At 35.8% G+C, this 20,520-nt stretch carries 19 protein-coding genes and 4 tRNA genes; 9 read left to right on the top strand and 14 right to left on the bottom strand.

Annotated elements, in window-relative coordinates; genetic code table 11:
- Positions 1 to 2: 2 nt before the first annotated feature.
- The gene (locus O4O04_RS19855; protein ID WP_272533682.1) at positions 3 to 887 is read left to right on the top strand and encodes a ParB/RepB/Spo0J family partition protein; all 885 of its coding nucleotides are present in this window, start codon (positions 3 to 5) and stop codon (positions 885 to 887) included.
- 10 nt (positions 888 to 897) lie between these two features.
- Here O4O04_RS19855 and O4O04_RS19850 read toward each other — a convergent pair whose 3' ends face one another.
- Genes O4O04_RS19850 through O4O04_RS19835 form a run of 4 tightly spaced genes read right to left on the bottom strand, consistent with a single transcriptional unit; the run spans position 898 to position 4,593 of the window.
- Positions 898 to 2,688 carry an ABC transporter transmembrane domain-containing protein gene (locus O4O04_RS19850; protein WP_272533680.1) on the bottom strand — a complete coding sequence of 597 codons (1,791 nt, stop codon included), beginning with the start codon at positions 2,686 to 2,688 and terminating at the stop codon, positions 898 to 900.
- Positions 2,688 to 3,185, bottom strand: coding sequence for a DUF327 family protein (locus O4O04_RS19845; RefSeq protein WP_272533678.1), 498 nt, complete (start codon positions 3,183 to 3,185; stop codon positions 2,688 to 2,690). Before O4O04_RS19845 ends, O4O04_RS19850 begins: the two co-directional genes overlap by 1 nt.
- A 58-nt stretch (positions 3,186 to 3,243) precedes the next feature.
- Positions 3,244 to 3,597: a bactofilin family protein gene (locus tag O4O04_RS19840; protein ID WP_272533676.1), complete on the bottom strand. Its 354-nt coding sequence runs from the start codon at positions 3,595 to 3,597 to the stop codon at positions 3,244 to 3,246.
- Positions 3,598 to 4,593 (bottom strand): M23 family metallopeptidase, encoded by a 996-nt coding sequence (locus O4O04_RS19835; protein ID WP_272533674.1) that lies wholly within the window; start codon positions 4,591 to 4,593, stop codon positions 3,598 to 3,600. It abuts the gene before it with no gap.
- A 112-nt stretch (positions 4,594 to 4,705) separates the two neighbouring features.
- Here O4O04_RS19835 and O4O04_RS19830 point away from each other — a divergent pair, with 112 nt between their 5' ends.
- The 5 genes from O4O04_RS19830 (at position 4,706) to O4O04_RS19810 (ending at position 10,562) form a co-directional block, all read left to right on the top strand.
- Positions 4,706 to 5,533, top strand: coding sequence for a TatD family hydrolase (locus O4O04_RS19830; RefSeq protein ID WP_272533672.1), 828 nt, complete (start codon positions 4,706 to 4,708; stop codon positions 5,531 to 5,533).
- A complete protein-coding gene (gene serS, locus O4O04_RS19825; RefSeq protein WP_272533670.1) occupies positions 5,526 to 6,782 on the top strand; it encodes a serine--tRNA ligase in 1,257 nt (418 codons plus the stop codon). Before O4O04_RS19830 ends, serS begins: the two co-directional genes overlap by 8 nt.
- A 46-nt stretch (positions 6,783 to 6,828) precedes the next feature.
- On the top strand, positions 6,829 to 8,082 hold the full coding sequence (locus O4O04_RS19820) for an OmpA family protein (protein WP_272533668.1): 1,254 nt from the start codon (positions 6,829 to 6,831) through the stop codon (positions 8,080 to 8,082).
- An 87-nt stretch (positions 8,083 to 8,169) separates the two neighbouring features.
- Positions 8,170 to 9,021, top strand: a complete 852-nt coding sequence (locus O4O04_RS19815; RefSeq protein WP_272533667.1) for a substrate-binding periplasmic protein — start codon at positions 8,170 to 8,172, stop codon at positions 9,019 to 9,021.
- Positions 9,018 to 10,562, top strand: coding sequence for a hypothetical protein (locus O4O04_RS19810; protein WP_272533666.1), 1,545 nt, complete (start codon positions 9,018 to 9,020; stop codon positions 10,560 to 10,562). The genes O4O04_RS19815 and O4O04_RS19810 overlap by 4 nt, the downstream gene beginning before the upstream one ends.
- An 81-nt stretch (positions 10,563 to 10,643) precedes the next feature.
- Here the strand turns inward: O4O04_RS19810 and recR are convergent, their stop codons facing one another.
- The 8 genes from recR to O4O04_RS19770 all read right to left on the bottom strand — a co-directional run bounded on the left by recR (position 10,644) and on the right by O4O04_RS19770 (position 14,775).
- Complete coding sequence (gene recR / locus O4O04_RS19805) at positions 10,644 to 11,240, bottom strand: recombination mediator RecR (protein WP_442915976.1); 597 nt, start codon at positions 11,238 to 11,240, stop codon at positions 10,644 to 10,646.
- A complete protein-coding gene (locus O4O04_RS19800) occupies positions 11,233 to 11,589 on the bottom strand; it encodes a YbaB/EbfC family nucleoid-associated protein (RefSeq protein ID WP_272533662.1) in 357 nt (118 codons plus the stop codon). The genes recR and O4O04_RS19800 overlap by 8 nt, the downstream gene beginning before the upstream one ends.
- Before the next feature lie 10 nt (positions 11,590 to 11,599).
- Positions 11,600 to 13,039 carry a DNA polymerase III subunit gamma/tau gene (dnaX, locus tag O4O04_RS19795; protein ID WP_272533660.1) on the bottom strand — a complete coding sequence of 480 codons (1,440 nt, stop codon included), beginning with the start codon at positions 13,037 to 13,039 and terminating at the stop codon, positions 11,600 to 11,602.
- Positions 13,040 to 13,049: 10 nt separating this feature from the next.
- Positions 13,050 to 13,136 (bottom strand) — tRNA-Ser (locus O4O04_RS19790).
- A gap of 47 nt (positions 13,137 to 13,183) precedes the next feature.
- Positions 13,184 to 13,522, bottom strand: a complete 339-nt coding sequence (locus tag O4O04_RS19785) for a deaminase (RefSeq protein WP_272533657.1) — start codon at positions 13,520 to 13,522, stop codon at positions 13,184 to 13,186.
- A 108-nt stretch (positions 13,523 to 13,630) separates the two neighbouring features.
- Positions 13,631 to 13,707 (bottom strand) — tRNA-Arg (locus O4O04_RS19780).
- Positions 13,708 to 14,593: 886 nt separating this feature from the next.
- Positions 14,594 to 14,680, bottom strand: a tRNA-Ser gene (locus O4O04_RS19775).
- An 11-nt stretch (positions 14,681 to 14,691) separates the two neighbouring features.
- Positions 14,692 to 14,775 (bottom strand) — tRNA-Ser (locus O4O04_RS19770).
- A gap of 186 nt (positions 14,776 to 14,961) precedes the next feature.
- Between O4O04_RS19770 and O4O04_RS19765 the strand changes: the two genes are divergently transcribed.
- The 3 genes from O4O04_RS19765 to O4O04_RS19755 all read left to right on the top strand — a co-directional run bounded on the left by O4O04_RS19765 (position 14,962) and on the right by O4O04_RS19755 (position 19,530).
- Entirely contained in the window at positions 14,962 to 16,098 is a 1,137-nt protein-coding gene (locus tag O4O04_RS19765; RefSeq protein WP_272533656.1) for a class I SAM-dependent RNA methyltransferase, read from the top strand.
- 92 nt (positions 16,099 to 16,190) lie between these two features.
- On the top strand, positions 16,191 to 18,332 hold the full coding sequence (locus O4O04_RS19760; protein ID WP_272533654.1) for a cation:proton antiporter: 2,142 nt from the start codon (positions 16,191 to 16,193) through the stop codon (positions 18,330 to 18,332).
- A gap of 4 nt (positions 18,333 to 18,336) precedes the next feature.
- A complete protein-coding gene (locus tag O4O04_RS19755; protein WP_272533652.1) occupies positions 18,337 to 19,530 on the top strand; it encodes an MFS transporter in 1,194 nt (397 codons plus the stop codon).
- Between the two features lie 5 nt (positions 19,531 to 19,535).
- Here the strand turns inward: O4O04_RS19755 and O4O04_RS19750 are convergent, their stop codons facing one another.
- Positions 19,536 to 19,925, bottom strand: a complete 390-nt coding sequence (locus tag O4O04_RS19750) for a hypothetical protein (protein ID WP_272533650.1) — start codon at positions 19,923 to 19,925, stop codon at positions 19,536 to 19,538.
- Positions 19,926 to 19,952: 27 nt separating this feature from the next.
- Positions 19,953 to 20,519: a Tll0287-like domain-containing protein gene (locus tag O4O04_RS19745; protein WP_272533649.1), complete on the bottom strand. Its 567-nt coding sequence runs from the start codon at positions 20,517 to 20,519 to the stop codon at positions 19,953 to 19,955.
- Position 20,520 lies beyond the last annotated feature (1 nt).

The raw sequence follows: 20,520 nt of genomic DNA, 5'->3' as shown, positions 1-20,520 counted from the left end.
GAATGGCGAAATCAAAAGTACTTGGTCGTGGTTTGGGAAATTTAATTCCCATAAACGAAAACAAACAAGAAATGAATTATGACGGTAATAGTAATCTTCGAGAAATAAAAATCTCCGAGATACTACCCAATCCAAACCAACCCAGAAAAACTTTCTCTGATGCAAGTATTGATGAGCTCGCAGTAACAATAAAACAGCATGGAGTAATTCAACCTGTTGTTGTGCAAAAAACAGATAGAGGATACGAACTCATTGCAGGAGAACGAAGAGTAAGAGCTTGTAAAAAAGCTGGCTTTCAAAAAATCCCAGCATTAGTAAAAGTCGTATCGAAAAAAGAATCTTTGGAAATGGCCATCTTGGAAAATATTCAAAGGGAAAATTTAAATCCTATTGATGAAGCTATGGCTTACCAGAAACTTTCAGATGAACTTGGAATAAAGATTTCGGAACTTGCAACTAGAATGGGTAAGAACCGTTCCACTATCTCAAATTTAATTCGGTTATTGAATTTTCCAACTAAGATTCAAGAACTGATTCGCCAAGGTAAAATTAGCGAAGGTCAAGCGAGACCAGTTCTATCGATAGCAGATGAAAGGAAGCAACTAGAGACAATCGATAAGATTATCAATGGTGGATGGACAGCGAGACAAGTTGAAGACTACGTGGCAGAGGTTATGGGTGATAGCAAACCAAAGTCAAAATCTTCTAAGTCACCAAAAGCAAAAGATCAGAGCTTACTCAAATTAGAATCGAAGCTGAGAAATAAATATTCTTCAAAGGTCGAATTGCAACATAATGAGAATAACGGAAAAGGTAAGATTGTTTTGCATTATACGAACTTAGAACAAATGGAATCTATTCTAGAGCAAATGGGAATTAAAATATAAAACTCTAAAGCTATGCAAAGAGTTGCAATTGAGCCAATTTTCTATACAATTCATTATTCTCCAAAAGTTCAGAATGAGTTCCTTTGCCCACAACTCTACCTTGATCCAATACATAAATAAGATCTGCCCTAATAACGGTTGATAGGCGATGAGCAATCATCAAAGTCGTTCTTGCGGCAGTCAATTCCTGTAATGCTTTCTGAATATGGAACTCACTTTCCGCATCTAAGGCTGAAGTAGCTTCATCAAGTAAAAGAATTGCAGGATTTTTTAAAACAGCACGAGCAATCGCAATTCTTTGCTTTTGCCCACCAGATAAACGCACTCCATTTTCTCCTAATGCAGTTTGAAATTTATTTGGAAGTTTCTCTATAAATTCTAGGCAATGCGCTGCTTTGGCAGAAGCAACAACATCATCAAAATTTGCATCAGGTTTGCCATATAGGATATTTGATTCTACTGTTCCCGAGAACAGATTCGGTTGTTGAGGAACAACTCCAATAAGATTTCGTAGAGCTTTAAGATCTACGAAATTAATAGGCACTTCATTTATACTAATGGATCCTTTGCTTGGATCGTGGAAACGGAGGATCAAATCAAAAATAGTTGATTTGCCTGCTCCAGACGGTCCGACGAGAGCCGTTACTTTTCCAGCTGGAATAATTAGAGATAGTTGGTCTAGTGCTGGTTTGTCAAGTCTTGATGGATAATAGAAATTTACAGAGTTAAATTCAACAGTATAAGAATTTCGAACGGGAATAGATAATTTTTGAGAATCAACTGGATTCTGAATTTTTGGTTTTAAATTCAGTAACTCGATCAATCTTTCTGTTGCACCTGCAGCTCTTTGCAAATCACCAATTACTTCGGATACCGAACCAAGTGCGCTCGCAACGATAATTGCATAAAAAGAAAAAGCGATCAGTTCACCGGGAGTGATTGTCCCATCCAAAACATCTTTGCCTCCAGTCCATATCATAAAAGATATTCCAGCAAATATAAGAGAGATCACGATTACGATCATAAATGATCGGAATAAAATCCGTCTTGCTGATACTGTAAAGGCTTCTTCAGCAAAACCAGTGAACCTAACTTTTTCTAAATCTTGATGATGAAAGGCTTGAACGGTTCGTATATTTAGAAGTGATTCGTTTACGTGCGAACCAACGGATGCCAATCTATCTTGGGTATTCTTAGATAATGATTTTACTTTCTTTCCGAACAATAGAATAGGGAATACAACTAATGGAACAGAAATTAGTACTAAGCCAGTCAATTTTGGATTTGTAATAAATAACCAGATTACGCCCAGGAAGAAAATCAATGTATTTCTCAAGAAAATAGAAAACGAAGAACCGACAACAGTTTGCAGTAACGTTGTGTCTGTCAGAATGCGAGATTGAATTTCACCCACAGAATTTTCTTCAAAATATGTAGGTTCCATATCTATCACATGATTGAAAACAGATATTCTTAAATCGGTAGAAACCCTTTCGCCTATCCAAGAAACGAGGTAGTGTCTTACAAAAGTTCCAGACGCAAGCAATAGGCCGAGTATACCTAGAAAGGCAATTGCTAAAGCTAACTTAGCCGTTTGTTCCCATTGATCAACATTGATTGGAAGTAGTGTTAGCAGCTCTGAATTTCCATTTTCCGAGAATCCGATATCTACAAGAATTCGGAGTCCTTGACCTAAGGATAGAGTGGCTACAGAAGTAAAAATTAGTGAGATTCCTGCCCAAATGATTCCAAATTTATAAGGTTTAAGGAATGGCCAAATATGCTTTAATGTATGTATCATTAAGTTTGAATATCTAGAAGTAATCCTTTGATACTATCCATTTGCTTGAGGATTTGAAAGGCAGAATTCTGTGGATGGGTTATTGTTTCAGCCAACAACTTAAGTTTCTCATCAATATGAACGACATGAAAATGTTGTTTCTTCTGTGATGATCCCTTTATAGGTGATTGAAGCTTTTCTTCTCTTGTGTTTTTTGCTAAAATGAGTTTTAGGATGGAACGAATTTGCTCTTTGTATATTTGCAAATTTTCTGAAGATCTGTCAGATATTAAATTTCTCTCAATCTCGGGTAAATCTCTCCAAAGTTCATTGATTTCCCTGGTTGATTCTTTATGTGATGGAGCGATAGCTTCTAACAGTTCCGCAAAATCTGGACGATCAGAATTTGTTATTGGAGATGAGCTTTTAGGAGATCTCGCTTTTGATGAAGAAGAATTGTTATTCGATATTCCTGATTTAGAAGGAGTAAGCCTTGGTCCAATGGGTGATGGGAGCATACCTTAATGATCGGTTTTTTCTGTAAAAAATCTAATTAAAAAGGGACATAATGCAATTTTATGTTCTGGGATTGATCGTGCAGCTTCCTTGAAAAACAACACCTTCTTCAATTATCAATCTTGGAGTAACTATATCACCAGTTAATCTACAACTTGATAGTAAAGTGACACGTTCAGTTGCGTAGATATTTCCGCGAACTTCACCACCTGCCACTACAACTTTAGCTCGAATATCGGTATCAACTACTCCTGATTTCCCAACCAGAACTTTTCCATCAGTCACTATGAGTCCTTTGAATATACCATCAATTCTGATGAGACCAGAAAGTCGAAATTCTCCAGTGAATTCTGCACCTTCTCCAATTATACTATTAACTACGAATTCGTCTTCCGTTCTGTGAGGTTGAGCCATTTATTCCTGAATCTGATTTAAGAAAGAAAAAGGGTTCAATGTTTGTGTTCCGACATGAACTTCATAATGAACATGATAGATTGGATTCTCAGAAGATTTTCCAACATATCCTATCACATCACCTTTTGAAACTTTCTCGTTTTTATTCACTTTGACTCGGTCAAGATTTGAGTAAATCGTTTTCCAACCAAATTTATGCGCTATTTTTATATAGTAACCTGTTGTTGAAGATTGTCCGATTTCATAAACAAGTCCTGGTGCAGTGGATACAATTTCTGAACCTGGAAATGCCGCAATATCCAATCCTTTATTGAACTCTTCTTTTCCTGTGATTGGCGAAATGAATTTACCATAAGGAAAAAGAACATATCCTCTAGTCGGCCAGACAGATGGTGTATGTTTGATAATAGACTTTCTTTTTTTTATCATGTTGATGATTTCTTCAGAAAGTTCTCTGGATAATTTTAAATTGTGAATGTCTTCTTTAATCTTGTAAGTCTCTGATGTTAAATCCTTCGAAGAAGATTTTGTCTCCGAGAACTCAGAAATTCTTGGAGAAGCACCACCTATGCCTTTTGATACTTTTGAAGGATCCCCACCAAGTTTTATATAAAGAGAAGAAATTCGATCATAATAATAATTGATTGTTGAATGAAGCGAACTAACTTCTTCTTTGAGTTTTTCTGATTGTCTTTGGAAATCAATATTAGAGAGGTTTAGTTCAGTCAGTTCATGTACTGATCCACTATGGCTCAAAACATTCACTGCACTTACGAACATCAATACAACAATCAATCCAAGAAAAATTGTTATGGCTTTGTAAGAAATGACGAAGTTGACGGTTTTCCTCTCTGTGTGAGGAATGACCATGATAGTAAGTTTTTCACGACCTTTGATATTTAGGTCGCTGTACTGTTGAGATAATCTAAGCTTCCATTCTTGGAATTTGTATCTTAAGCGATAGAAAATTAGAGTGAGATATTTCTTACTGTCCACGGAACTAACCTTCTTGGTAACAAAGACGACCTTTTTATTTATCGGAAGAACTAAGTTCTTTTATTTCAACCTTTTGTAGATTTGACAAAACCGTCAAGGATGATTGCATTTTATGAGCTTTCGGATCATAGATACACACTGCCACTTAGACATAATTCAGGAACAAGGCCAAGAAATTGAGGTTTCTTTGAAAAAAGCTAAGTCTGCAGGAGTGCAAAAAATACTTCAAATAGGGATAGATCTAGAGTCATCTATTCGAGCCAAAAAAATCGCTCATACAGATTATGATAATTTTGGAGATTCTTCGGATTATCCGTCCGTACATTACTCGATTGGATGTCACCCGACAGAGACTCATGAATTTCCTAAAGCCGAAGAAATTATAGATTTAATTGATCAAAATATTTCAGATCCGAAACTTTCAGCAATAGGTGAAATTGGAATTGATCTGTATCATACAGCCGATTCCAAAAATATCCAAATTGAAATATTGGAAAAATTTCTAGAAGTATCCGCGCGAACTAAGATTCCAGTTGTGATACATTCTCGAGAAGGTTTTCAGGATACTTATGATGTGCTCAAATCTTGGAAGACGAAAGCAACAGGTGTAATTCATTGCTTTACTTATGATTATAATGCCGGTAAAAAATTTGTTGATTTGGGATATTATGTATCTCTTTCTGGAATAGTTGCTTTTAAATCAGCCCACGAAATCCAAGATGCGGCAACCAAACTTCCACTTGATGCATTGTTAATAGAGACAGACGCACCTTTTCTTGCTCCACCGCCTTTTCGTGGAAAGAGAAATGAATCCTCAAATATGCCGATAGTTCTCGAAAAAATATTTTCATTGCGTTCGGAATCGAACGCAGTTATTGAAGAAAAGTTATTTTCTAATTCTCAAAAGTTTCTAAACAGAAAGGCTTACTACGATGCTTGATTTAAATCGAATTCTCAACCAGCCAGAAGATCTAGTTAATCTTCTAAAAAAGCGAAACATGTACGATGCGGGTGTGGAAAATACACTTCTCACATTGATACAAAGTAAAAGAACTCTACAAGCGGAAACAGATGAACTTCGCTCGGAAAGGAATTCTGCCTCCAAAGAAATTGGAGCTTTAAAAGCAAAAGGTGAAGATATAACATCGGCTTCCGATTCTGTTCGTGAGATTGGAAACAAGATTAAAGAATTAGAAGAGAAATTGAATTCTGTTGAAACTCAACTTGCAGACTTGAATCTCGCAATGCCGAATTTTCTATCTGATGACGTTCCTGCAGGAAAGTCAGAAGCGGATAATATTGAGGTATCAGTTTTTGGTAAAAAGAGAGAATTCAATTTCGATCCTAAACCACATTACGAAATAGGTGAAGCATTAGGAATTCTTGATTTCGAACGTGGAGTCAAGATTTCTGGAGCAAGATTTTACACCTATTTTGGGTTAGCTGCTAAGATGGAAAGAGCGCTGATGAATTTTATGCTCGATCATCATGCAACATCCAATGGTTATCAGGAAGTCTGGGTTCCAAGTTTGGTCAATGATGAATCCCTTACAGCAACGGGACAATTGCCCAAATTTAGGGAAGAATTTTATCATTTAGAAAATGATCGACTCAATTTAATTCCCACTGCAGAAGTACCTCTTACCAATCTTTATAGAGATGAGATAATCGCTGATAAGGATCTTCCGATTTCAATTATGGCTCACACATCTTGTTTTCGAAGGGAAGCTGGTTCTTACGGAAGAGATACGAGAGGGCTTGTGAGAGTTCACCAATTTCAGAAAGTAGAATTGGTTAAATTTTGCCATCCGGAAGATTCTCAGAATCAACATGAGAAAATGCTAAAGGATGCAGAATCTATATTACAAAAATTGAACCTCCACTATAGAGTTGTACTACTTTGTTCGGGAGATATTTCCGCTTCTTCCTCTAAAACCTACGATTTGGAAGTTTGGATGCCAGGATTGAATCGATATATGGAAATTTCTTCTGTTTCTAACTTCCAGGACTATCAGGCAAGACGAGCAAAAATCCGATACAAAAATAGAGAAGGGAAGAATCTATTGGTTCATACTTTGAATGGTTCAGGTCTTGCTATCGGAAGAACGCTTGCGGCAATTCTAGAAAACTATCAAACAGATAATGGACAAATAGAAATACCAGAAGTACTCAAAGCATATATTCGATAGAATCGATTGCTTTGATTTTTGAAACTTCCTTTCTTGGAGGTTTATAATGGTTTTTAGATTCAAAATTTTTTTTGTAGTTTTTGTTATTCACTGCTTGCTTCTTTCCAATTCTGTGTTCGCACAATCAGAATTAGTTGTTGAGGAGATTAGAGGAAATGTGAATACATCATTTCAAGAATTTTCACCCTCATTGTCAACAGATGGGCAAACGTTATACTTCTATTCAAAACGTGATCGAAATAGTTATACAGATATTTTTTCTTCGAATCGAAAAACAGATGGAACTTGGGATTTTCCCAAAGAAGTAGTAGAATTAAATTCTGAATTTGATGATCAAAGCCCATTCATAACAGCCGATGGTAAATATATTTATTTCTCTTCCAACCGTGACGGATCTTGGGAAGCTCGATTGGCAAATGGTAAAATAGGAATCTCAAGAGATATTTATGTATCAGAAAAGGTTGGAAATGGTTGGAGTGACCCGCAACCATTACCTATTGAAATCAATTCTGATATGATCGAAGAGAATCCTCATGTTGTTGGCGACACAATGCTATTTACCAGATATCCATTCTCTCAGCCAGAACTTGCGAGAATCTATATTTCAAAAAAGCAGGGAAATAAATGGACTCCGGCAGTTGCCTTAAGCGGTCCAGTAAATGATGCGAATGCAACCATTGCTGCATCATTATCTGATGATCAGAAGAATATTTTCTTTTCTTCGAATCGTCAGGGTGGCTTTGGAGGCTTCGATCTTTATTCTGCTAACTGGGATGGAACTAAAGCAGTAGGTTCAATTGAGAATCTAGGATCTGATTTCAATACGAAAGGAGATGAAGCGTATTTTAGTTATCATCGCTTGTCTAAGACTATTCTATTCTGTAGAAGAGAAGAGGGCAAAAATTTTAATATATTCTCTGCTTATATTCCTAAAACAATCGAACAGAATTTGGTAGAGAATAAAAAAATCAGTTTAGACAATATCAATTTCGAAAAGTCATCGCATGAACTTTTGGATTCATCTAAAATTCCTTTAAATCAAATTGTCGAATATATGAAGAAAAATTCTTCAGTCAAAATTAGAATTATCGGACATACAGATCTTAATGGAAATTTAGAAGATAATATGAAATTATCAAGAGATAGGGCTAATTCTGTAAAAGAGTACATTGTGAAACAAGGGATAAAATCTACAAGACTGGAAACAGAGGGTAAAGGTCCTAATGAGCCTTTATATCAAGGTACTGATGAGAATGTCTCGAAAAAGAATCGTAGGACTGAATTTGAAATACTAAATTGAAATTAGATTCAATTCGATAAAAATAAAATCCTTGTAAGGAATCAAAAGTTTCGACGATCATTACAGTATTATATGAATAATGCATGTATGAATAGAAACTTTATGAAGGTGACATATTTTTGTGTATTGGCACTTAGTCTCAGCATTTCCAATTCATTGAATGCTGAGAGTTCTACTCTTCAAAAAATTCTAAAAACAAAGACACTCACAGTTTCAGTTAATCAATTCTATGATCCATTCTACATTGATGATCCCGTAGAAGGTTCGCCTGGATTGGATGTTGAAATTGCACAAGAGTATGCGAAATACCTCGGCGTGAATTTGAAAATTCTACCTCTTCGTGATTTTGATGAGCATGCTAATCGTCTTGATAAAGGTGACACGCAAATAGCAATTGCGGGGATATCGACGAGTTTAGAGAGATTTAGAAAGGTTTATTTTACAGATCCGTATTTAATAACCAGTCCAGCGGGTCTTATCAATAGACAAATACTTCCACCAGAACCTGAAGGACAGATAATAACCTCGGCTCCATTTCGTTCACTCTTGGATTTACAAACTGTATCTGGAATTTTATTTTCGGTAAGATCGAATGGACCAAACCATGCCTGGTTAAAGAAAAACTTTCCAAAATTTCCAATATATTCTTACTTGGATGATTTCAGAGCCGTAAATGAACTTCGTAAAAACAATGTTAACGTTTATGTAGCAGATACTTTTCGTATTCAAGCATTATTGCAGAAGGAACCAGCACTTAAAACCAACTATCTTCCTCTTTTATCGTCTGTGCAAGAGGAGAATCTTTCGATGGCTGTGGCACAGGGCGACATAGAATTTTTATACCATCTGAATTTCTTTATAAAGGAAATACGAAGAAATGGATGGCTAAACAAGTTATCCTATAAATATTTTTCAACAAACCAATGGATTAAAAAATGAAATTCTGGATTATTCCGGTTGTTTTATTCCTTGGATCCTCAGTTTTATTTTCGAGCCTTAATGCTCAGGAAGAAGAAACGCAAACCAAATTAGACTTTAGCGGTTCATTTCGTACGCGTGGATTTGCACTTGGACGAGATCTCCCACTTGAAAGAACCACTCCAACAACTCCTATATATGATTTAGAAGCTGAGAAAAATGAAGCGAATGATGTCGTAAACCAAACTATTGAAAATGAAATTGAACGATTTCAGACTGGACAAAGATCGGGATTGTCAAAGCGAAAAGAAAACCTGAATTTCTATGATACTCGATTTCTTTTTAACATGAATTTTGCAACCTCCAAATATGTTGAAGGTTTGTGGGGAATGCAAGTAGGAGATATCAATTTCGGAGGTCGTGGACTTCCTGTCTCTGATCCATCAGGTTACGACCCCAATATTGTTGGTGCTCAAGCAGGAGGAGAAAGAGGAAATTCAGCTGTTAACGTACAGACTAACTTCCTCTTTATGAATTTTAAACTTCCCGAATCTGGATTTCAAACAAGGGTAGGACTTCAACTATTCCGTTCTGCTGGAGGGCGTGTTCTTTTTGCGACAGGAACGGGTGTTAATATTCTTAAGACTTTTCAATTTTTGCGCCTTACTTTTGACGGTGGTGTGTTGCGAGCTCGTGAGAGAAGTCTTCTGGATTCTGATAATAATGGTTTTGCGGATAAAAATTTCCAAAATAGCAATATCGTTTTTGGCAAATTGAAAATGAACTATTTTAGAAATTACAATGCCGAATTGTATTCTTATGTTTTAAAAGATAATGATAGAACAACAAATGAGACAGCCGAACTTTATTGGCACGGATTCAATAATGAATTTAACTATTCAAGGTTTAGCGTTATTCTTCATGGTGTTTTGAATACAGGAACAGTTAGACAATTTCGACCCATCTTAGATGAAAATGGGAATCCGTTCTATGCAAAAGAATTTCGACATTTTGTTAAGGGCGGACTTTATGACGTTCAATTTACCTATCGTCTTGATGATACAACCAATATAAGTTTAATAGCTCTTGGTACGACCGGTCGTCCAGGATTTGAGTTGGATGGAATCAGCTCTAATTTAAGAGGGAATGGATATAGACCCCTTGCTCCAGGATACGCAATCTCAAATATCGCTGTTGATTTTACGGGTGGTTATGCACTTTTTAATGCACGTACAATGACCGGTTTGAATGAATATGGAGCTAATTATAACTTCGTTGCTTTTGGACCATATCAGATTACTCTCGGATATTTTCTTTTGTATTCATCGCTTTCCCCAAAAATTGAAAACAACAGAGTATTCAATGAGGCTGCAGGTTATAGAACTTCAACTTACTTCGGGCAAGAGTACAATTTGAATCTTCGTTGGAATATTTATGGAGATTTACAATTGATCTTTCGATCTGGTTACTTCATTGCTGGTGACGGGCTTTATACTTATTTGGATAGTCGAAATGGAAAAATTATTCGAGAAGCTTTTTTTACATTAGAACATAGATTCTAGATTTTTTATTTTATAAGTTAAAAGACAAAGGAATAATTTAAATCTCAATTGTTATTTAAATTGAATTTTAAACTATTCTTCTCATTGGAAAGGCAATCGCGCATTGATTGCTTTTGATAAAGTGTATTGGTCAGAATATTCTATTGTTCCACCCACGGTTAGTCCATGCGCAATTCTAGTTATTCTAATATTAAATTTTTGCAATCGATTACTAACGTAGGAAGCTGTTGCATCTCCTTCTAAAGTTGGATTGGTTGCCAATAGTACTTCTTGTATTTCACTATCCTGAATTCTCTGTTCTAATTCACGAATTCTCAATTGTTCAGGACCAATTCCATCTAAAGGTGAAATCGCTCCATTTAGAACATGGTACTTACCTGAGAAAACTCCAGTTTTCTCTATAAAGAAAATATCTTCCGGCTGCTCTATTACACAAAGGATATGGGAATCTCTTTTTGTTGATTCACAGATTTCGCATATATGTTGTTCTGTAATTCCTGCACATGTACTGCAGAATTTTAAATTAAGTTTGGATGTTCTAATATTTTCAATAAACTGTTCAAAGAAAATGGGATCCATTCTTAATAAATGGAAGGAAATTCGAGTGGCACTTTTTCGACCAATTCCTGGTAACGATGCAAGTGAGGTTACCATTTTCTCGAAAATTGATTCAGACAGGACCAGTACCACCTTTGGCGTTTAACATACTCATCATGTCTTCGGGTGATATACCTATAGACTTTTTGAATTCATATTCTACTGCTTCTTTTGCCTTACGTAAGGCTTCATTTGCTGCAGCGATGATTAGGTCTTCCATCATTTTGATATCATCGCCTTCAAACAAAAGTTTATTTATTTTTATATCTTGAATGGTTCCCTTTGCATTTGCTACAACGGTCACCATTCCTGCACCGGCATCAGCAGTAACATTAATATGTTCCAATCTCTTTTGCATTTCTGCTGATTGGTTTTTTATATCTCCAATTTTAGAAAATATTTCTGAAATATTTTTTATACCTTCAAACATAATAAACTCCTTAGATATCGGGTAGAGTGGATGGATCAACTTCGGTTCCGGAGAAATTTTCTTTTACAAAATTTTCCATTTTGTCACCGAGAACTTGTGCATCAGTTCTACCATCGTTTCTATTTTGGACTGTTGCTTTATTATCAAGAGAGTTTTCATCAGAAATTTTTTGTGATTTTTCACGAGATTCAAGGCTTCCTGTTGCTTTAGGAAGAGATTCTGCCTGAAAAGATGATGTGTTTAATGATTGAGGATCATTTGGGATATGACTAATTTCACCCTGAACTTGCCTTGATAAATCAGAAATTTTCTTAAGCAAACCCGAAACGGTTGGTTTATCCATGTCAAAAAGTAATTTTCGAAATTGTATTTCGAGAAAAATTTTTATTTCTTGGGAATTTCTCAATCTCATCATTGAGATTTTTTCATAGATAAAAAATAATTTCTCCGCCAATAGATTGATATGATTTGGATCAATTTCTCTGAAATCTTTTTTAATTTTATCTATATCTTCAGGTGGGATATTTGAATTTTCTTTATCTAAAAGATTGTGATGGATCATGACTATTGCATTTACAAATTCAAGTAGATCCCACAGAAATTTATATAAGTCTTGACCTTCATCAAAAAGCTTTTCCAGCTTATGAAATATTTTATTTTGCTCTGAAGGATTGAGGATATTTTTTACAAATTCAGCGAATACATCAACGCCGTGATAGCCTATCATATCACGAATATTCTTACCAGTAAGCTTGCTATCTGTGAAAATTACAGCTTGCTCCATAAATGAAAGAGTATCTCTAACCGACCCATCCCCTTTCCTTGCAATCCAGAAAAGCCCTTCAGTATCGAATTCAATTCCTTCTTTATTGCATATTTTCTCAACATGTGATTGTAGAACAGGTTGTGGTACTTTTTTGAAAATAAAGTCTTGGCACCGTGATAATATCGTCTCTGGAATTTTGTGAAACTCAGTAGTTGCTAAAATAAAAACAACATGTGCCGGAGGTTCTTCTAGCGTTTTTAATAACGCATTGAACGCTGGCTCAGTGAGCATATGTACTTCATCGATTATGTACACTCTGTATTTTCCAGACATTGGAGTGAACTTAACATTTTCTCGAAGTTCACGGATATGCTCGATTCCGCGATGACTCGCTGCATCGATTTCTAGTACATCTTGCGAATTGCCTCTAGTGATTTCCGTACAAGATAAGCATTCATTGCATGGTTCGTTTTCGATAGGTGATTTGCAATTCAATCGTTTAGCAAGAATTCTAGCGATTGAGGTTTTGCCAACACCTCGAGGTCCAAAGAAAATATAAGCATGACCTATCTTCTTTTGTTTGAAAGCATTCTGCAATGCGCCGACAGCAAGATCTTGATAGATTACATCTTTGAAAACTTGCGGTCTGTATTTTCGGAATAAAACTTGGTGATTTTCAGACATAGGCTTTTGGTGGCGGAGAGACCGGGATTCGAACCCGGGGTGCTTTTGGCACACATGCTTTCCAAGCATGCACAATAGACCACTCTGACATCTCTCCCTTTTGTCCTACAAGATTAACCATATCTGCAAACTATAGTGAGGGTTCTATCTTTTATCCAGGAAAAAAGTCTTGAACTTTGAAAAAATTTCCTCATTAGGAATTAAGTATAAATTTGGAAAATGATTTAGTTGGTAGATCATCTCAATACTTAAAGATGATATTCCATCGCCAGATTTACTTGGTAAGAAGTAACATACGTCTCTTATTCTGGACTTGATTATGCTACCCGTACAATGGATACAGGGCTCAAGAGCAGTAATCAAAATTGTATCATTCAAATATTTTTCTTTTTTTATTTGAAGAGATTTTTCAATTACTATCCATTCACTATGCTGCAATGGATTTTGTTGCATTTCCACTGCATTCACAGATTGGGCAATCATATCTCCGATAGAGTCATAAATCTCACTGTAAGAAGGGATTTCCGATGGGAATTTCCTTATATGTTCTCGGAAATTAATTAAAAATTGATCTATTGATTTTTGGTAAAATGGCGCGCCCAAAAGGATTTGAACCTCCAGCCTTCTGATCCGTAGTCAGACGCTCTATCCAGTTGAGCTATGGGCGCTTGTGTATCTGAATCTTCTTGTAGGAAAGCCAAGACTACAGAAACTCCCTCAGAAACCAAGGGTATATCTATCTTTTTTCTAGCACTTATCAAGTAAATCAAAAATAGACTCAAACCCAAATAGCCTAAGCATGCCACGAAATGAATTGCATTTGAAAAATATGGTCCCAGAAAAGGAATCCAAGTAAAAATATTAGCAACTACTAATAAAGCAAAAAACAGAACGCTATGCACGAATCCAAAAATACCAATGAGACGTAATTCCGAGTTTTGATATCGCCAAGTAAGAAGTGGTAGCCAAGAGAAATACAAAGGCAAAGCTCCAAATATTCTGAGAAACTTATCTGATTGGATAAATTGATAGATTTGGTCTAAGTAACCTTTTGCCTTTAGTAAATAGTCTTTCATACAAGAATGATATTGCTTTGATAATGTCCCTTGTCTATCAAATTTCGTCACGCTCTCCGCCCATCTCGCAAAGCGCACTTCGACAACACGAGCTCTTGAGCAATTCTACGTTTCCTTTGGTCACTTGAATTGCTTAGCTTTGCGATCGTTCGAATCCCAGGATTAGTTCGTTAGATCTAGATTTTTTTGGATTTTATTTACATGATTTCGGAGACGCTAGTGTTCGCGTCGAGGGTCGTTCCTCCTGAACTCCCTCCACCCATTTTCTTCTGCGAAGAAAATCCCTCGCTTCCTCAATTTGAATAAATTCAAATTTCGTCACGCTCTCCGCCCGTCTCGCAAAGCGCACTTCGACATCATGTCTCGTTAGCAATTCTACGTTTCCTTTGGTCACTTGAATTGCTTAGCTTTGCGATCGTTCGAATCCCAGGATTAGTTAGTTAGATCTGGACTTTTTGGATTTTTATTCACAAGATTTCGGAGACGCAGGGATTCGAACCCTGGGTACAGTTACCCGTACGACAGTTTAGCAAACTGCTGCTTTCGGCCACTCAGCCACATCTCCCAGATAGCTTGCGGAGAAGGTAGGATTCGAACCCACGGTCCTTGTGAGACGACGGTTTTCAAGACCGCTGCTTTAGACCACTCAGCCACTTCTCCAAGCTATTTGTTCAGCTTTTTGGGGAAGTGGTGTACAGTCAAGGTAAAAATGAGTTAGTTATTGAGTCGGGAAAAAAAGTGATAATCATCTAATGAATATTATGTGATAGAAAAATTAAAAAGAAGAACTCAAATAAAATTATAATTCTAATAGACATCGAAATATAAAGTAATTAGTTAATTTAGATGGTAAAGTCAGTAAAAATAACGCCTACAAAGTGGGTTCATGGGGGGGTTTGTCTTGGTTATCATGAAGGAAAGCCAGTATTTATTGTGGGTGGATTGCCAGGAATTGAGTCTGAATGCATAATTGAAAAGGAAACTAGCAAAATTATCCATGCCTATGTTGAGATTTCGTCGGACTGTGAAGTGTTTCCTAAATGTGGTGGATGTAACTACAGACATATAAGTTATGAACAAGAGCATTTATTAAAAAAAGCAGAACTATCCGACTTACTCAAAATTGAATCGGACACTATAGAAGTCCTGAGTAACAAAATGTTCGGATATCGAAACAATGTCCAATTCAAATCATCACCAAAAGCTGGAATTGGATTCTACCAGCGGCATTCTAACTCCATTGTTGACATCCAACATTTAGGATGCAAAAATCTTGATGATAAATTGAATGGAATGCTCTCAACCATTTCAAGTTTGAAAAAACCTTCCAATAATTCGCATGAAGATCTGAATTTAAAATTTCGACTCAACCAAAATTTTCATGGCTCTTCGGAAGATGTGATAGATTATAAATTAGAGATTTCAAATTTCTCTATAGATGATTATTCTTTCCAAGTTCCAATCAATGGCTTTTTCCAAACAAATCAATTTCTAATAAAGCCTTGGCTTGAAATCATTAAGGAAAAATTAGAATCAAAACCAATGCCAGTATTAGAATTATTCTGTGGTGTAGGAAGTATTGGTCAATATGCTTCAAGTTATATTACAAAATTACTAGGAATTGAATCATCCAAAGACTCAATCCAATTCGCTAAGACAAATGCTGAGTTCAACAAAGTTAAAAATTTCCATTACAAAACCATGGATTTGTACAAGAATTTTCCCGTAATAAAAGAAGGAGAATATCCAACCTGGATTGTGAATCCGCCGAGGGCGGGACTTCAAGATAAGGTAATACATGCTCTGGTTAATCTAAGACCTCAAACTGTAATATATTCCAGTTGTGATCCTCATACTTTGGCACGGGATTGGAAAACTATACAGAGTCTAAATAGCTTTTACAAAATATCGAAACTATACTTAGTTGATTTTTTTCCACGAACAAAACATTTCGAAACGATTATGATCCTCAATTCCAAATAATTCAAGTATTACTAATAATTTGCTTTTTTTAAAAAAAGGATTTTCATTCTTTCCACTTTGACAAATATGAAGGCACACGGGGTGTTCAATTCATGTCTAGCAGAAATATTCTTGCTTACCTAGTAATTACAATAGTAAGTCTTTGCATTGCTTCTGTTGTGCTATGGGAAGGACGAACAATGTTGAAGGAATCTGTGCAAACAGAAACTTATCAAGAACAGATAATTCCGGATAGAAATCATTCATCTTCAGAAAAAAATATAATTTTAGAATCTTCCGAATGGAGTAGAGTGGCTTCACAATTTAAGTCAAATGCGTCTTCAAGTCTTGCTAAAATTCTATTTCAAATTGTTATAATCATGATTCTTGCGAGACTTGTAGGAATTTTATTTCGCAAGTTAGGTCAGCCGACAGTTATCGGAGAGATCATCGCAGGTATATTACTCGGCCCAAGTTTTTTTGGATTCTTCGCTCCGGAAATTCATAGCTTTTTCTTTTCGGAAGATCAAATGAAAATCTTGGAAATTTTGAGCCAGTTAGGATTGATTTTGTTCATGTTTGTTATAGGCATGGAGATTGACACAAGCTTTATAAAAAAGAAAGCTCAGTCAGCAATACTAATAAGTCACACGAGTATTTTATTTCCTTTTTTGCTCGGAATGATCTTAGCTTTTATGATCTTTACGGATCATGCTCCAGCAAATGTAAGTTTTATACCATTCGCATTATTCATCGGAATCGCAATGAGTATCACTGCTTTTCCAGTTCTTGCAAGAATATTGCATGAAAAGGGTTTAACGAAAACAAGTCTTGGAACGATGGCAATTGCATGTGCTGCATTTGATGACCTTACAGCTTGGTCCCTGCTTGCTATGATCGTTGCTCTTATCCAATCCGATAGCTACATTGGAGTTGGTGTAACAATAGCTCTCACTGTTATGTACGGAATTGCTATGGTCTATCTAATCAATCCATTTCTTCGAAGATTGAGTGAGATCTATGTAAGTAAAGAGAACTTAACAAAAACTGCCATGGCAATTGTTTTTGTGTTTCTATTCTTCTCAGCTCTTATCACTGAGATGATTGGGATTCATGCACTCATTGGTGCATTTTTTGCCGGAGTCGTAATGCCTTCCGATCAGAAATTAAAAGATCTTATATCTGAAAGAATTGATTACATTGCATTAGTTTTCTTACTGCCTTTATTCTTTGCTTATACAGGAATGAGAACAAATCTTTGGGCTTTAGGAGACAATGGACTTTTCCAAGTTTTACTTCTGGTTCTAGTATTTGCAATTGTTGGGAAATTTATTGGTGCGAGTCTAACTTCACGATATGTAGGAATGAACTGGAAAGACTCACTAAGTCTTGGTGTATTGATGAATACACGTGGATTGATGGAGTTGATTGTTTTGAATATTGGATTTCAATTAGGTATCATTACTCCTGCTCTTTTCTCAGCCTTCGTTGTAATGACATTAGTGACAACTCTTGCGGCGGGACCTGGCTTAAATTTAATTAATAAAATATTTACTGAAAAATCTGAAAAATCAACACCGCTTGAAGCTTTTAAAAAAATATTAATATCATTTGCTCAACCTTCAATGGGAGTCGCACTTATCAAATTGTCAGATTTTCTATTCGGAGGAAGCAAAGACAAGACTCAAATATCCGTTGTGCATATTACACCAACAGAAATCCTTTCGCCGGAAGAAGAGAAAGAATACAAAAAAAAATCATTTGCCGATATTGAGGAACTGACAACTTCACTCAGCTTCAATGTGGAAATGGTTCACAGAACAACCGAGAATGTAACATATGAAATTTTGAATCAGGCTAAGAAAGCCAATTCTCGTTTTCTATTAATTGGTGCCGCGAAATCACTTTTCACTAAAAATATTCTAGGCGGAAGAATTAGATCTATATTGAGCTACGCTCCCTGTAATGTCGGTGTTCTTTTGGATAACGGACTCGACAAAATACGTAAAGTTTTAATTCTAAAAAAGAACAATTCCGCATTAGGTTATGAAAAATTTATACATTATTTACAAAGAGAACACAATAGGAAAATTAAAATACTACCTGTAACCTTATTCTCTACTTTAAAATCGGAAGATTTCAACGATTATCATTTGGTCATAGTAGAGCTGGAATTGTGGAAAGAAAGAGAAGACTTTTTAGAAGTCGAAATACAAAATTTAGATGCTTCTTTTTTGATAATTAAATTTAAATGATCCTATGAATCATAATCGGGACAAATTGTACCTTTTTTCTGCGTCGCTTGGTCTTCTTTCTGGGAATATGTTTAATTATTCTATTATAATATTTTCACATAGCTTGTCAGATCAAAAGTCGTTTGCCTCACTAGTCTTTTTTATTGCCTATTTGCCTTTTTTATTCTTATCATTTAGGGCGGGATTCATTTTAGATAAGTATCCTCGAAAATATGTAATAGGCATAAGTCAATTGATTGCTGCGTCGTCTGCATTCATCCCAGGTCTGCTCAGTTACTTCGGAATTCTGACCTCAGAGAATAAAGAACTTCTTTTTGTTTTTGCATTTACCAACGGAATCGGAATGAGTTTTTTAATGCCAGGTAGATTCGCGATACTAGGAGACTTGGTAGATTCATCCAAAATCACCAAGTCTACAATATCCTTGAACAAGCTTTTACTTTTGGGATTTACAGTAGCGCCAATACTTGCTGGACTTATCCGGGAAATATTTTCTTATGGGACGCTGCTTATGATTACGGGTAGCATCTACTATGTAAGTACGATTGTTTTATTTTTTATCACAGTTCCGCATTTCAAGCAAGATCAACAACCGTTAAGAAAAGCAGCGATGGAAGAATCTTTTGCGTTTGTTAAATCAGAAAACCGAATATCGCAAGCTTTGATAGCAATGTTTATCGCTATGGTCTCTGTAGGAACTATTCAAGTATTGTTACCTGAATTCGGTAAAAAAGATCTAGCTCTATCTGAATCTGGGCGAGGAATGATGATGGGATTGCTCGGAATAGGTTTGATGTCTGGTGCTTTCGCGACTGCTTTGATTATGAAATTTAGCAGTAGAGGTAAATTCATTCTAAACGGACTTTTGATTGGTGCCTTATTTTTTCTAGGTATCGGACTCTCTAAAGAAATTTACATTGTATTCCCTTTACTACTCATTGTTGGTTTTTTTGTCGGTTCTGTCACAACATTTATTCCATCTGTGATTCAAGAATGTACTCCGAATCAGCTTAGAGGACGAGTTATGAGTTTTTATACTTTGATATTTTTGATTACGCCAGCTATATCTGGTTTGTGCTTTGGTAAACTTACGGACTTTTTGAGTTTGTCAGAAACAATCTTTATCTCGGGAATTGTTTCACTTATGCTAGGGATTATTGGTTTTGTATGTCTCCGATCGTTGCGAATGGTTAAGTGAAAAATTTAACCGATTGTCTCAGTGGATTTATTTTTAACAGAATTGGTTTTCCATCCGAAATAGCCTGCTAAACTACTCATTATAGTTGCAACCGCAACTTCATCAATCGGACCAGGAAGATTCGGAAGAAATGGGTAAATCAAAGCAATGATGATTGGCCAGTGTTTCTTAATCGCATCAAAGAGTATACTTTCTCTTACCAGTCTATATAAAGTATATAATGATATTATTATAAATCCAACAATTCCGGAAACCAAATACAATGCCGAAGAGCCTAGGATCTTAAACCATTCTACACCAGTCTGCGGAACATCACTACCCCAAACTAAATAAATACCCAAAAAAACAAAAATATACGCAAATATAAAAGGTAAAAAAAGAATCCATGTTTTCATAATTAATATTTACCTTTATTATACTGATTAAATTTTCCAGGTTCCCGACATAGCGCCACGAAGTTCACCCAGTTTATAACCTTTGGCTTTATCGTTAGGATAATTTAGCTGAATTTTTTCTAAGGTCTCTGGTTTGATATCTTTTTCATTACCGTGGCATTGAAGACAGGTTGGATTATCTATCATAATTGGATTCAGAACTCTAAATTCATTTCCTACTCTTTGAGTGTAAACAGCTGGTTTATCACCTTTTGCTAAAGAAGCCTTCCACTCATCCAAAATTTTTGCTTCAAATTCATCAGGAGCGTGTAAAGGGTTTCTATTCTTATCAGAAATTCTTTTCATCGAGAATCCTTTATTTTTGGAAATTTTAGCTTCAATCTCTGGAGAAATCTTAGCACAAACTTCAATAGAATTCTCAGCACCTCGCTCGTTGACTGCTTTAATAAGTTCGCCTTGCAATTCTCCTTTGAATTCTTTGAAAATTACAATCGTTTTTTGTTTTGTTTGTGCTTCATCAAATGAGGTCGCACATTGCAAAATTGTTACTCCAAATATTAGAGTAACAATTGTATTTGAGAGAATCCTTAGCATT

Origin of the sequence: Leptospira sp. GIMC2001 (assembly GCF_028462125.1) — a bacterium.
Lineage (GTDB): Bacteria > Spirochaetota > Leptospiria > Leptospirales > Leptospiraceae.
The sequence above is the reverse complement of the archived record's forward strand: the minus strand, read 5'-3'. Positions and strand labels throughout refer to the sequence as shown.